Source organism: Brucella pituitosa (assembly GCF_965577835.1).
In the GTDB taxonomy this organism is placed as follows: Bacteria; Pseudomonadota; Alphaproteobacteria; order Rhizobiales; family Rhizobiaceae; genus Brucella; species Brucella pituitosa.
On sequence record NZ_OZ264094.1, the window covers coordinates 126,058 to 140,334 of the forward strand.

Here is a 14,277-nt window from a genome sequence, read left to right on the forward strand (position 1 = left end):
TCATCAGATGCTGATTTCTACCTCAGAAAGTCCGCTGGAACATTATCAAGCCCTGCCAGGCATCTGTACCATTCTGGACAGATTTATAATCGCGCCACCGCACATAAGACACTTCCGGGTTGATGGTGAAACCGGGGACCATTTCATAGGCGAAGTTAGCGGTTGCATAAAAAGTCTTCGTGCCATCATAGGCGAGTTCAGCATTTAAGATTGCCTTGTCAGTTGCCTTTTAGGCCGCCCTGCCCCATGCAGCCCACTCGTCGCCCCATTTGACCATAAAAACTATTGATCGCGCGTACTTGACCGGCAATCTGACCACTATCATCTTTGACGTCCATATAGGTGTCTTTGTTGGACTTGTAACCACCCATCGCCCGCAGTGAAAGTCGATCCGTGATATTGAGATTTCCACGTAACTTACCTGCCCATTTTTCATTACGCGCATCATAGGCAGCGACGGCAATCACCGAACCCCAGCCCTGGGCATATTTTAATCCACCGACAACATGCGAAGTGTAGTCCTTAATGGTACCGTTATAGCCATATTTGCTATCGGTATCCTTGTTTTTACGCTGTTCCAGCGACAGGATTGCCGATACGCCGTTACCGCCAGAATAGGTATAACTGATAAGTCCGGTACGATAGCCGCCGGCCAGGATCACATCATCATTATAAACATCGCCCAGATAGCCAACAAAAGAGATAAAAGCAGACTGATCAAGCCCAATGCGAAGATCGCCTAAATCAATGTAACCATAGCGTAGACTACCGTCGATCCGGCATCTTCTTCATTATCCCATTGATATCGTGTTTCGGCATAAGTCTTGAGTGTGCCGAGTTCCGTCTCGGAGGCCGTGCTGGCACGCAACCTAATTTTGTGAATTATTATTCATTAACTGAATTATATTGACAGGCATTTAATCTTACGCTTAGCTGTCTCAATCAGCATTCGAGGAGGAGTGCTGGACTTCATAAAGAATAGCTGCGCCATTTAAGGCGCGCATCAACGGATGGGCCTTTGGCCCTAAAGGGGGAATCTTGCGCAAATTTCTGAGTACGACAGCACTAACAGTTCTTGCCTCTACACTTCTCTCATTTGCCGCGCATGCTGAAACGGAAAATCCGTTTCATTGCAAACCGGGGGAAAAATACGTGATGAACGTGATGGTGTCCGGGGTTGAATATTGGTTCCCGGTCTATGAAATGTTCAAACAAGCCGGTCAGCAATTTGGTTGTGAGACCGCCTACACTGGCACCCCGGAATATGATGTTAACAAGCAGATCGCCAGTTTCGATCAAGCCTTAGCCCAAAACCCGGCTGGCATTCTTGTGCACCCAATGAATTCAGATCCATTCATCGAACCTATCAATCGTGCGGTTGATCAGGGAACAGCAGTGGTTACATTCGCAGCAGATTCACCACTTTCCAAGCGGGTTTCGTTCATCACATCCGACAATACACGTGAAGGCACTTATGCCGCTGATGCGATTGCGGAAAAGTTGGGCGGCAAAGGCGAATATGCGGTGCTCGAAAATCCTGGTCAGGATAATCACGATAAGCGCGTGGCAGCATTTACTGCGCGGATGAAGGAAAAATGGCCGGACATGAAACTGGTTGGGAGAGCCGCATCCAATCAGGATCCGACCAAAGCTTATCAGGCCCTGATGAGTATTATTCAGGCCAACCCTAATCTGAATGCTGTGTTCATGCCTGAAGCGAATTCGGCCATTGGTGCAGCACAAGCCAACAAGGAAAGCGGTGGCAAAGTTCTTGTCATGTGTGCCGACGTGAATGCGAATATTCTTGATATGATCAAAGCTGGTGAAGTCTTTGGTTCGATCAATCCTAATCAGGGCATGCAGGGTTACATGGGCTTTTTGATGCTCTGGTTTGCCAAGCACCCTGAGCTGATTGATCCAATGAATGATGCAAAACGCGCTGGCTCCAACCCCATGAGTATTCCTTTCGTGGACAATGGATTGTCCATCGTTACTGCCACCAATGCCGATGATTTTTATTGGGATAAGTATCTCAAACGCCGCGGTACAAAAGGTATAGAAGAGTAAGTCATACGAGTTTGGTTTTCTGAGGATGTAAGTGGCAATGATTTAGAGTGGATAGAAATATCTCTCTAAATCATGTCTCAGAACTAACGATCTATTCAGGGAGTGAGACAAGTTGACGTTGAAGCCAGTCTTAAAAATCTGCTCTGTCACCAAACAGTTTGGTCCGGTAAAGGCACTTACGAACATGAGCTTTGCCTTGGAAAAAGGCGAAATTCATGCAGTGTGCGGCGAGAATGGCGCTGGCAAATCAACCTTGATGAATATCATTGCCGGTATTTTGCAGCCTGACGACGGCGAAATTCTGATCGACAATGTATCCGTTAAAATTACTTCACCCACTGTAGCACAGGCACTTGGCATCGGTCTCGTGCATCAGGAAATTGCACTGTGTCCCGATGCAAGTGTTGCTGAAAATATTTTCATGGCAGCAACCAATCGTCAGCGTTCGTTACTGATGAACTATCGCAAATTGGAGCATGAAGCACAGAATACCATGGACCGGCTTGCGCCGATCGATGTTCGGCGGAAAGTGGGCGATCTTGCGATTTCCAGTCAGCAACTGGTTGAAATCGCTAAAGCGCTGACGCTGGATTGCCGGATTCTGATCTTTGACGAGCCTACAGCGGCATTAACGGAAGCAGAGACGCGTATCCTGTTTGACATTATCCGCGAATTGAAAGCACAAGGTATTTCCATCATCTATATCAGCCATCGCATGGCCGAAATATTCAGTCTCTGTGATCGGGTAACAGTTCTGCGCGACGGTTGCTTTGTTTCAACCGAAAATATAGCAGACATCACTGCCGATGATATCGTGCGGCTGATGGTGGGACGTGAAATTACTCAGCTCTACCCCGCAAAGCAAAATCCCGCTGAGCGTTCAACCAAACCATTGTTATCAATACGCAATATCTGTGACGACGCGCGATTTGACGATGTGAGCTTTGACCTCATGCATGGAGAAATCCTGGGCATTGGTGGTTTGATTGGCTCGGGCAGAACAGAAATTGCTGAAGGTATTTGTGGTTTGCGCGCCATTACCCAGGGGGAAATCCGCCTGAATGATCAACTGCGGGAAATACGACAATATGCCAATGCGGTGAAAGCTGGGATTGTATATTTGTCCGAAGACCGGAAGGGTTCCGGCATCTTTCTCGATCTCTCAATTGCGCAGAATATTTCAGTTTTGAACCTTGCATCCTTGACCACCCGCTTTGGTTTGATTGACGCAAAGAGTGAAAAACAGTTAGCGAAAGATTTCTCAAAACACCTCAATGTAAGAATGAGTGATGTGGATATGCCTGTCTCCGCGTTAAGCGGCGGCAACCAGCAAAAAGTGGCGATAGCAAAGCAACTCGCGGTTCGTCCGAAAGTGATTTTAATGGATGAGCCCACGCGCGGCATTGATGTCGGCGCAAAGTCAGAAATCCACTTGTTGCTTCGTGAGCTGGCGAGCTCTGGCATCGGAATTATTGTCATTTCATCTGAACTCCCAGAGCTGTTGGGACTGTGTGATCGCGTCCTGGTTATTCGCGAGGGAACCGTGGCTGGCGAGCTAAATGCGGACGAAATGACGGAAGAAGCCATTATCCGGCTCGCATCGGGTCTGAAAGAGGAAAAAACACTGCATGCAACAGAACATGCCGCGTAAAAAGACAATAGGGGATAGTCAAATGACAGTAGATACGATGCCGGCAAACAATCAACGCAGTTTACCGTGGAAACGCCTTGGCTCAATGCGCGAGGCGGGCTTGATCGCGATCATTCTCGTTCTTTGTATTGCCATGAGTTTCGTATCGCCTCATTTCCTCACCTTTGGCAACTTCCGCGCCATGTTGATGAGTTTTTCAGTCGAAGGCATTGTCGTTGTAGGCATGACAATATTACTGATTGTTGGCGGCATTGATCTTTCAGTTGGTTCGGTCGTCTGTTTCGCAATGGTGCTGTCGGGAACACTGTTTATTGCTGGATTGGACCCATGGAGTGCATCTCTCATCGGTATTTTTTCCAGTGGGTTGATCGGCTGTGTGATGGGATTGTTCGTAACAGTTGTGGGGCTCAATCATTTCATCACATCACTGGCCGCAATGGTAATTGTGCGTGGCCTGTGTCTGATCATCACCAAAGGTACTCCGCTTTCACTATTCACTCTGCCTCCAACCTTTAAAATGATCGGACAGGGCAACTTTTATGGAGTGCCCTATGTCATCCTGATTTTCGTGATGATTGTTGTGTTGTTTGATTTTCTGCTGCGTCGTGCAGCGGCCTTTCGCAAGGTCTTTTACACGGGCAGCAATGAGAAAGCCGCTTTGTATTCCGGCATTAAAACCAAACAAGTTAAATTCTGGGTCACCGTACTTTGCTCAACGCTTGCTGGTGTTGCCGGTGTTATCTACATGTCGCGTTTCGGTGCAGCCACCCCTACTTTTGGTGTTGGCATGGAACTCAATATCATTGCAGCAGCGGTCATAGGTGGTGCATCGCTCAATGGTGGTTCGGGAACCATTCTTGGTGCGATCCTTGGTATCGCATTACTCTCATTGGTCACAAGTTCACTGGTATTGCTCAACGTGTCTGTCTATTGGCAGGACATGATAAAAGGCTGCATTCTTCTCGCTGCCGTTTCGATTGACCATTTTCTACATAAACGAAAGGCGGCTTGATCATGAGTATTGTACGGATGAAGCCCAAAACTGTCACTGCGCCACGCGAAGAAATTGTAGTTGCACGCCAGATGCATCAGGCTTTGGTCCTGCATTTTCTGGAAGGACTGACACAAGCACAGATCGCGGAACGGCTCGGCATTTCACAGCCAACGGTCAATCGCTTGATCAAACGTGGGCGTCAATTAGGGTTAGTGGAAATTAAAATCACTTCCCCCATTGAACCACTGGTTGATATGGAAGAGCGCTTATTGGCGTTAGGCGGAATTCAGCGCGCTATCGTAGTTCCAACTGTTTCGGACAACCCGCAGACGGCACTTCAGGCGGTAGGTGAAGCAGCCGCGCGTCTGTTGATCGAAGAAATCGCTGATGGCGATACGATCTGCATCACCGGCGGCAAAGGAGTGAGCGCAGTCGTTGCAGGTTTGCAGGCACCTCGTCGCTTTGATGTTGACGTTATCCCGCTGACTGGATGCGTACAGGGCAAACACTATACCGATGTAAACCACGTCTCTACGCTTATGGCCGAGAAGCTCGGTGGTCGCGCTTATCAAATCCATGCACCGCTCTTTGCAGACAGTCCTGCCGAATGCACAATGCTGATCAACATGCGCTCGGTCGCAGATGTTTTCAGCCGTGCGAAGGAAGCGAACATTGCCGTCGTTGGTATTGGGTCCATTTTGACTGACGATTCGAGTTATTACGATCTGCATCCATCTTCCAGCATGGATCGAGACGCGATTGAACGCTCAGGCGCACGCAGCGAACTTCTCGCACACCTGCTGGACGATCATGGCCGTGTCTGCGGTTATAGTCTCAATGATTCATTGGTGTCGCTGAAGCTAGAAGAATTCAAATCCATACCAACAAAAATCGGTTTAGCCAGCGGACCAAACAAAGCTTGGCCGATCTTGAGCATCCTGCGCGGCAATCATCTTGATGTGCTGATTACAGATGAGGCGACGGGACAACGTATTCTTGACATAGCAGATGCAGAAGGGGCACGGGGATGAGCCACACACAATTAACACGCGCAATTGGAAAATCGGGTGTGGAAGCATCTGCTGTCGGGCTGGGAACCTGGGCGATTGGTGGCTGGATGTGGGGTGGCACAGATGAGCAGGAGTCAATCGCCGCCATTCAGTCCTCGCTTGATGCCGGAGTGACACTCCTTGACACCGCTCCCGCTTACGGACTTGGCCGCTCTGAAGAGATTGTCGGTAAGGCACTCAAGGGGCGGCGCGATAAGGCTATCATCGCAACCAAATGCGGTCTCGTATGGCATACACAAAGAGGTCAGTATTTTTTTGATCAGGACACCCAGCCTGTGCATCGCTATCTCGGACGAGATGCGATTATGCATGAGGTGGATGAAAGTCTGAGGCGTCTCAATACAGACTATATCGACCTCTATATTACCCATTGGCAAGACCCCACCACTCCGATTGAAGAAACCTTGCGTGCGCTTGAAGACTTACGTACAGCCGGAAAAATCCGCTCAATTGGTGCCAGCAATGTCAATGCAGTAGAGCTGAAGGCCTATATCGCAACCGGTTTTCTGGATGCAATACAGGAAAAATTCAGCATGATAGACAGGGAGATTGAAACAGAGCTTTTGCCGTTGACGCAGGCAAACAATGTTTCAACCCTGAGTTATTCATCGCTAGCGCTTGGTCTGCTTGCTGGAACAATGGATGCGGAGCGGACTTTCTCAGGCGATGATCAGCGCAAAGATAATCCTCGGTTTTCAAAAGCTAACCGACTGAAAATAAGTTCTTTTGTTGAAGACATTCAGGCTGTAGCCGACAGGCATCAGGCAAGCATTGCGCAAATCGTTATTGCCTGGACGCTAACACAACCAGGCGTGACATTTGCTTTATGCGGAGCGCGTAATCCGGCACAGGCACTGGAAAATGCAAAGGCCGGGACAATCAGACTCGATCAGCATGATCTTGATGTCATCGATACGACCATCGCAGCAAAGCTGACCAATCTGGACAAATAACGGACCCATCATGACCCGTGAAGAGATATTGAGCGGACTTCATGAAAGTCCGAAGGTAGACGTGTGCGTTGTTGGCGGTGGTATTAACGGAATCAGTGTGTTCCGTGAACTAACGCTGCAAGGGCTCTCCGTTGTGCTTGTTGAGAAGCACGACTATTGCTCAGGTGCCAGTGCGGCTCTGTCGCGCATGGTGCATGGCGGTCTGCGATATCTCGAAAACGGTGAGTTCAGCCTGGTGAAAGAATCTCTCGTGGAGCGTGACCGGCTATTGCGCAACGCACCGCATCTGGTTCACCCGTTACCAACCACCGTTCCGGTGTTTGGTGTCTTTTCGGGGCTAGCAAATAGTATTGTGCGTTTTCTTGGATTGAGCCGTAAGCCAAGCCGACGAGGCGCAATTGTCGTTAAAGCAGGATTGAGTATTTACGATTATCTTACACGTAAACGTGCACTTATGCCCAAACATCGCTTTCGCGGGCGGCGGGCAACACTTGATAAATGGCCAGCGCTTAATCCTGCCGTCAAAAGCTCGGCAACCTATTACGACGCATGGGTTAAACAACCGGAACGCATTGGTTTTGAACTTTTACAGGACGGGTTTTCGGCAGGCCCAAATGCGCGGGCACTTAATTATGCCGAACTGCAAAGCCAAGGAAATGGCGGCTTTACAGTACTCGACCACATCAATGGGACACGAACCCCCATCCAACCGACTTTGATTGTCAACGCTACCGGTGGCTGGATTGATATTGCCAATGAAAGCCTGTTGCCGGAGGCTTCTCATGGCGCACCGCTGTTAGGTGGAACAAAAGGCTCGCACCTGATTATTGAGAATGATGCGTTACGCAACGCACTGGGCGAGCACATGCTTTATTACGAGAACGAAGACGGGCGCATTTGCATCCTGTTTCCATATCTCGGCAAGGTACTGGTCGGCTCTACGGATATCCGCATTGATAATCCGGAAGAAGCCATATGCAGTCCCGATGAGCGGGATTATATTCTTCAATCACTGGGTTTTGTGCTGCCCGATATTAAAATTGAACCGCCGGACATTGTGTTTCAGTTTTCCGGTGTGAGACCGCTACCCGCCAGTAAAGACAATTTCACCGGTCGCATTCCACGCGAGCATTACTGCACTTTTATAGAACCCACGGGTATAGGACACACAGGAGTTAATCCGCCGATCCTATGTATGATTGGTGGCAAATGGACGACATTTCGCTCTTTTGGTGCCCTGGCCGCCGACTTGGTTTTGCAGCGTCTCAACAGACCTCGGCTTGTAGGTACAACTGATCGTGCGATTGGTGGCGGGAGGAATTATCCGGCAAATTCAGACGCGTGGATTGCGCATCTGATCGCCAAAACTGGCCTACCAGAAACGAGGATAGCAGTGCTTTTTCAACGCTATGGCACTGATGCTCAGGCAATAGCGGAGTTCATCGGACAAGAGCCGGATCAGCTACTCCCATGTGCGGATTATTCAGTTCGCGAGTTACGCTACCTGATCAAAAGTGAAGCGGTCGAACATCTTGATGATCTTTTGTTGCGACGCACCACTTTGGCCATCAGCGGGCAACTATCCCTCGAGATGACGGATGCCGCGCTTGATCTGCTGGCACAAGAAAAGCGCTGGCCACCAACACAAAAAAGCAATGAGCGTAGCCGGTTCCTCACCCTTCTCCATGAGCGCCATAGCGTTGGCCTCGATATTCTTAACGACAGAAATAAACAGGGAGTAGATCATGCGTGGTAATTCTAAAGTACGGATGAACCGCCTTTTTGGTAGCGGACGCTGCCTTGATGTGGCTATTGACCACGGTGTCTGTAACGAGCCTTCTTTTTTGGACGGGCTTGAAAACATGCAAGCGACTGTCAAGGCATTGATCAGTGCAGCCCCTGATGCCATTCAGATGAATTATGGTCAGGCTGATCTGCTGCAGGATGTGCAAGGCAAAGACAAACCGGCACTGGTGATGCGCATTGATATGGGGAATCCCTATAATCATATCCGTCATCGGGCCATGTGGGCCGTTTTGCAAAACGAAGCTGAACCGCTGATCGGCGCTATCAAAATGGATGCCGCTTGCGTGGTCGTTAATCTGTTTATGGTGCCGGACGAGCCTGATCTTTTCCGTCAGTGCGTGCAAAATATTGCGCGTGTGCGCGCTGATTGCGATAAATATGGCATGCCATTGATGATTGAACCATTGGTCATGCAGCCGGTGACGGAGCGCGGCGGATACATGGTCGACGGTGACGCCGATAAAATCGTGACCCTGACAAGACTTGCCCGCGAAATGGGCGCAGATATCATCAAAGCCGATCCGACGACCAATGCAGAGGATTTTCACCGCGTGGTAGAGGCTGCACGTTGCCCCGTTCTGGTGCGTGGTGGTGGTAAGGAAGATCTACGCGCTGTGTTTGAAAAGTCCGCAGCGCTGATGCAGCAGGGTGCGGTCGGTATGGTGTACGGGCGCAATATCTACCAGCATAAAAATCCGGGCGCAGTTGTGCGCGGGTTAATGGCAATCATCCACAGCGATGCAAAGGGTGAGGATGCCTACACTCTCTACCAACAAGGCTAGTGGATTGAATTTGATGTTTGATCCCGACATTTGCTCAACGCTTGTAACTGACGGATGCAAATGTCGGAAACAAATCGCTAGATATAAGAACAAAACCTTGGGAGGGGTTCAGTTTGGGAGAGTATCTTTTAGGGCTGGATGCCGGCAACACTGTCATCAAGGCCGTGATCTTTGATCTGCACGGCAATGAAGTTGCGTCCGTTGCAGAGGAAGGACATAGCCGTATGCCGCATCCCGGTCATGTGGAGCGCGGCCTCACAGAGCTATGGTCGAATGCCCGTGCGGTGATTAAACAGGCAATCATTGATGCGGGCATACGCCCAACGCAGATTGCCGCAATTGGCTGTGCGGGACATGGCAACGGGTTGTATACGCTTGATCAGGAGGGCGAACCATTGCTGGCCATCCAATCGCTCGATACACGCGCCGCAGATCTTGTCGAAGAATGGCAATCCGCAAATTTGGGCGATCGCACCTATCCGATTTCGCTCCAGCGCCCCTGGCCTTCGCAAACACCAACGCTGCTCGCATGGATCAAACAAAAGCGACCGGAACTCTTTGCAAAAATCGGGACAGTTTTTTTCTGCAAGGATTTCATCGTCAATAGACTGACCGACCAGCGAGTGAGCGAGACGTCCGATATGGCCGGCAGCGGCTTACTCAATGTCGCCAAACGACAATATGATCACGACTTAATGTGTGCATACGGCCTTGGTGATAGCATGGATTTGCTGCCACCTCTCATTGAAAGCGCCGATATCGCCGGAACGGTCTCTGAGAGCGCGGCAGAACAAACCGGACTTGCAGTTGGCACGCCGGTTATCGCTGGACTTTTTGATGTTGTGGCCTCAGCCATTGGTTCTGGCGTAACCCGAACCAATGCGGCATCCATTATTGTTGGCACATGGAGCATTAATCAGGTCATTACTGACAAACCAATTCTCAAAAGCCCGGTCTTCATGTCGTCAACCTTTGACCGTCAACGATTTATGGCAATCGAGTCGAGTGCGACGTCAGCAGCCAATCTGGAATGGCTGGTGCGCGAGTTTTTTCATGACGAGCACGCTGATCCGCGCTCCCCGTTTGATATCTGTTGCGAACTGGCTGGCGCAATTGAGCCTGCCGCCAATGATCCGATCTACCATCCGTTTCTTTATGGCGCGCAGCAAAACGGTAATGCACGGGCTGGCTTTTATGGCGTTGCCGGATGGCATACAAAAGGTCATCTGATCCGGGCACTCTTAGAAGGCGTGGCTTTTGGTCATCGTCAGCATATTGAAACATTGCGCATAGCGGGTGTTGATTTCAATGAAGCCGTGATTTCCGGTGGCGGCTCGCGCAGCCTGCTCTGGCCGCAAATATTTGCCGATGTATTGGGCGTTCCTGTCACAGTAACTCATTCCAACCAAACGGGAGCGTTGGGTGTGGCCATTGCTGCTGGAACGTCCGTCGGAATTTTTACAGACTTCGAAGCCGGAGCCAATGCAATGGTTCGTAGCGAGCGCAACTACCAACCTAACGCGTTACGCGCTGCACATTATGCCCGCCGTTATCAGCTTTACCGCGATATCGCTGATGCAATGGCACCGATATGGAAGCGCATGGCCGCAGTTGAACCAACAGCAACGGAGGAAGCGGCGTGAAAAGCAGCGTCAATCAACCTCTGAAAGATGAAGGCACTTACGATTTTATCATTGTTGGTGCAGGATCCGCAGGCTGTGTTATGGCCAATCGTTTATCGGCCAACCCTCAAAACCGCGTTCTGCTGCTCGAGGCCGGCAAAAATGATCGCTATCATTGGGTACATATTCCGATCGGTTATCTTTACTGTATGGGTAATCCGCGCACAGATTGGATGATGAGAACACAAGCCGAAGCGGGCCTCAATGGACGTTCGCTTGCCTATCCGCGCGGCAAAGTGCTGGGCGGCTGCTCTTCCATCAACGGCATGATTTATATGCGTGGACAGGCAGCCGATTATGATAACTGGCAGCAGGCGGGTAATAAAGGCTGGAACTGGGATGAGGTACTGCCCTATTTTCTAAAATCAGAGGACAATTTTCGCGGAAATACACCCCTGCACCGAGCGGGCGGTGAATGGCGTGTGGAGAAACAACGAGTTTCTTGGCCGATTCTGGACGCATTTCGCGATGCTGCAGAAGAAATAGGGATTCCAAAAACCGATGATTTCAATGGCGGCGACAATGAAGGTTCCGGCTATTTTGAAGTCAATCAAAAGGGTGGCGTTCGCTGGAACACGACGAAAGCCTTTCTTCGACCCGCGCTGAAAAGACCTAATCTACGCGTGATTATTGACGCTGAGGTTGAGGGACTTGAAATCAACGGGAAAAGCGCGACTGGTGTTCGCTTCCGCAAAAATGGACAGTCATGCATTGCGACGGCCAAGGGAGAAATTACTCTGTCTGCCGGAGCGATCAACTCACCCAAAATTCTTGAACTATCAGGCATTGGCAATCCCGACATTCTCAAAAACTCCGGCATCACACCCAAACATGCCTTATCCGGTGTTGGCGAGAATTTGCAGGATCATCTGCAAATCCGTACAGTGTTTCGCATCGAAGGTGCAAACACGCTGAACCAGCTTTATCATAATCTTTTTAAGCGTGCAGGTATGGGACTGCAATATGCTTTTCGCCGTTCCGGCCCTCTTTCAATGGCCCCAAGCCAGCTCGGAATTTTTGCAAAGAGCGATACTTCTCTGGAAACGCCGGATCTTGAGTATCACGTTCAGCCACTCAGCACAGACCGGCTGGGCGAGCCATTGCATCGTTATCCGGCTGTGACCGTTTCTGTATGCAATTTGCGCCCTGAAAGCCGAGGTTCTGTTCATATTGCTGGGCCAGACATAGAACTTTCACCTCATATCCGACCCAATTATCTCTCAACCCCTGGAGATAAACTGGTCGCGGCTAAGTCCATTCGTCACGCGCGTAATTTGATGGCAACAAGGACACTTGCAAAATACCAGCCATTTGAAATGCTTCCAGGTATTCAACATCAAAGTGATGATGAGCTGGTTCAGCGTGCCGGAGACATAGCGACGACGATCTTCCACCCGGTCGGGACATGCAAGATGGGAAGTGACACCAACTCGGTTGTCGATGATAATTTGCGAGTACGCGGCATTGAGGGGCTGCGTGTTGTCGATGCATCGATCATGCCAAAGATTGTGTCCGGCAATACAAATTCACCAGTTATCATGATCGCGGAGAAAGCAGCTGACATTATCTTAAATCGGTGAAAAGCCAGAACTCGTGATCCAAAATAAAATTTATAACACAATAAAAATCGGAATTCGGGATGATGATAAAGCGTACTGTATTTGTCAGATACTCTTTATCATCACCTTTACTGTCAGATGAACGCAAGCCTATGCGCTTTAAGCTTCGGGCGAATACCCAAAAGTCACGGCAGGGTTTTCTGCCGTTTCGACCCATATGCTCTTAGCCTGCGTGTAGGCCATCAGTGCATCCTTGCCACTTGAGCGTCCGTAACCGCTACGCCCGAAACCACCGAACGGGGACATGACCGAAATGGTTTTATAGCCATTGATCCAGAAGGTGCCTGCCCGCACATTTGCAGCCACCCGATGTGCGCGCGCTACATTCTCTGTCCACACAGCACCAGCAAGCCCATAAGGATTGTCATTTGCAAGGGCAATCGCTTCTGCTTCGTCATCGAAAGGCATTACGGCAACAACCGGACCGAACACTTCTTCCTTTGCGATCGCCATTCCGGGTTCAACCCGGTCGAGGATCGTCGGGGCATAATAATAACCGCCTGTTTCCTCCAGCTGTTCAGGCTTTTTGCCGCCTGCTGCAAGAACAGCACCGTCGGCAACGCCGTCACGCACCATCTGATCGATCTTTGACCATTGGCGTTCGTTGTTAATCGGACCGATATGCGAATTGTCGTCATATGGATTACCGACAACGATGCGGTTTGCTGCATCGGCATAGCGCTCTACAAATTGCTGATGGATAGAACGATGCACCAACAAGCGTGAGCCAGAAACGCAGCTCTGTCCGGCACCGCTGAAGATTGCCGACTGTGCGCCGATAATTGCACGCTCGATATTGGCATCCGGAAAGACGATATTCCCGGACTTACCACCGAGCTCAAGTATGCAGGGAACAACATTTTTGGCAGCCGTTGCTGCAATGGCAGAACCTGCCTGTGCCGAGCCAACAAAAACGACAAGACCGGTGCGCGGATGCGAAACCGCAGCCTGACCCGCAGTCGGTCCCTGCCCCGCAATAACGTTGACCAATCCGCGTGGCGCTCCGCCCTCCTCGCACATCAAGCCAAGAATGAGCGTGGAAAGAGGCGTTAGTTCGGAGGGTTTAATTACGACGCCATTGCCTGCACAGATTGCCGGTGCAATCTGCCAGCCGCCGGTGAAAAGCGGTGCGTTCCACGGCGTGATCTGTGTGACAACGCCAATTGGCTCGTGCCGAGTGTAATTGAGATGACTACTCGGTACGGGAATGACATCGCCGTAAAGCTTGTCGCACCAGCCGGCATAATATTCAAACATTTCGGCGACACGCACAGCCTCGCCGCGAATGTCACGGATCGGGCGACCTGCGGAGCGACTTTCAATTTCGGCAATCAAAGGGGCATGTTCGCGAATACGCCGGGCGATTTCATTCATCACACGACCGCGTGCTGACGCCGTTAGTGACATCCATTCTTTCTGAGCGCGGGCAGTACTATCCATAGCGGCATTGATGACCGACTGGTCTGCGTCCTTAAACGACGCGAAGACCTTGCCGGTCGCGGGATCGGTGAGGTACTGATCGGCACCACTGCCTGCGATTATTTCCCCGTTTACGAAACTGCCTATTTCACCTTTTGGAAAGAAGCCTTTGAAAATCTCGGAGATGCGGGCAGCCTGTGCCTGTGGGTCAATGGGTTGGGTCATCATATTGCT

10 protein-coding genes and 1 pseudogene are annotated in these 14,277 nt (G+C 50.4%); 9 read left to right on the plus strand and 2 right to left on the minus strand.

Translation table 11 applies throughout. The features are described 5' to 3' along the window. Positions 1 to 22 precede the first annotated feature (22 nt). Positions 23 to 877: pseudogene (locus ACSME1_RS19825) on the minus strand (porin); the annotation flags it as partial. Between the two features lie 161 nt (positions 878 to 1,038). On the opposite strand from ACSME1_RS19825, the gene ACSME1_RS19830 reads away from it, so the two are divergent. The 9 genes from ACSME1_RS19830 to ACSME1_RS19870 all read left to right on the plus strand — a co-directional run bounded on the left by ACSME1_RS19830 (position 1,039) and on the right by ACSME1_RS19870 (position 12,585). Continuing rightward, complete coding sequence (locus ACSME1_RS19830) at positions 1,039 to 2,067, plus strand: substrate-binding domain-containing protein (RefSeq protein ID WP_100559888.1); 1,029 nt, start codon at positions 1,039 to 1,041, stop codon at positions 2,065 to 2,067. 112 nt (positions 2,068 to 2,179) lie between these two features. Beyond that, entirely contained in the window at positions 2,180 to 3,718 is a 1,539-nt protein-coding gene (locus ACSME1_RS19835) for a sugar ABC transporter ATP-binding protein (protein WP_105707142.1), read from the plus strand. 22 nt (positions 3,719 to 3,740) lie between these two features. Continuing rightward, complete coding sequence (locus tag ACSME1_RS19840; RefSeq protein WP_181153649.1) at positions 3,741 to 4,730, plus strand: ABC transporter permease; 990 nt, start codon at positions 3,741 to 3,743, stop codon at positions 4,728 to 4,730. 2 nt (positions 4,731 to 4,732) lie between these two features. Next, the gene (locus ACSME1_RS19845; protein WP_105707144.1) at positions 4,733 to 5,743 is read left to right on the plus strand and encodes a sugar-binding transcriptional regulator; all 1,011 of its coding nucleotides are present in this window, start codon (positions 4,733 to 4,735) and stop codon (positions 5,741 to 5,743) included. Continuing rightward, positions 5,740 to 6,735, plus strand: a complete 996-nt coding sequence (locus ACSME1_RS19850; protein ID WP_435655684.1) for an aldo/keto reductase — start codon at positions 5,740 to 5,742, stop codon at positions 6,733 to 6,735. The genes ACSME1_RS19845 and ACSME1_RS19850 overlap by 4 nt, the downstream gene beginning before the upstream one ends. 10 nt (positions 6,736 to 6,745) lie before the next feature. Next, on the plus strand, positions 6,746 to 8,491 hold the full coding sequence (locus tag ACSME1_RS19855) for a glycerol-3-phosphate dehydrogenase/oxidase (RefSeq protein WP_105707148.1): 1,746 nt from the start codon (positions 6,746 to 6,748) through the stop codon (positions 8,489 to 8,491). Further along, entirely contained in the window at positions 8,481 to 9,323 is an 843-nt protein-coding gene (locus ACSME1_RS19860; RefSeq protein WP_105707150.1) for a class I fructose-bisphosphate aldolase, read from the plus strand. Before ACSME1_RS19855 ends, ACSME1_RS19860 begins: the two co-directional genes overlap by 11 nt. Positions 9,324 to 9,436: 113 nt before the next feature. Beyond that, the gene (locus tag ACSME1_RS19865; RefSeq protein ID WP_435655685.1) at positions 9,437 to 10,966 is read left to right on the plus strand and encodes an FGGY-family carbohydrate kinase; all 1,530 of its coding nucleotides are present in this window, start codon (positions 9,437 to 9,439) and stop codon (positions 10,964 to 10,966) included. Beyond that, positions 10,963 to 12,585 carry a GMC family oxidoreductase gene (locus ACSME1_RS19870; RefSeq protein WP_105707154.1) on the plus strand — a complete coding sequence of 541 codons (1,623 nt, stop codon included), beginning with the start codon at positions 10,963 to 10,965 and terminating at the stop codon, positions 12,583 to 12,585. Before ACSME1_RS19865 ends, ACSME1_RS19870 begins: the two co-directional genes overlap by 4 nt. 138 nt (positions 12,586 to 12,723) lie before the next feature. Here ACSME1_RS19870 and ACSME1_RS19875 read toward each other — a convergent pair whose 3' ends face one another. Further along, positions 12,724 to 14,268 (minus strand): aldehyde dehydrogenase family protein, encoded by a 1,545-nt coding sequence (locus ACSME1_RS19875; protein WP_105707155.1) that lies wholly within the window; start codon positions 14,266 to 14,268, stop codon positions 12,724 to 12,726. Between the last annotated feature and the right edge of the window lie 9 nt (positions 14,269 to 14,277).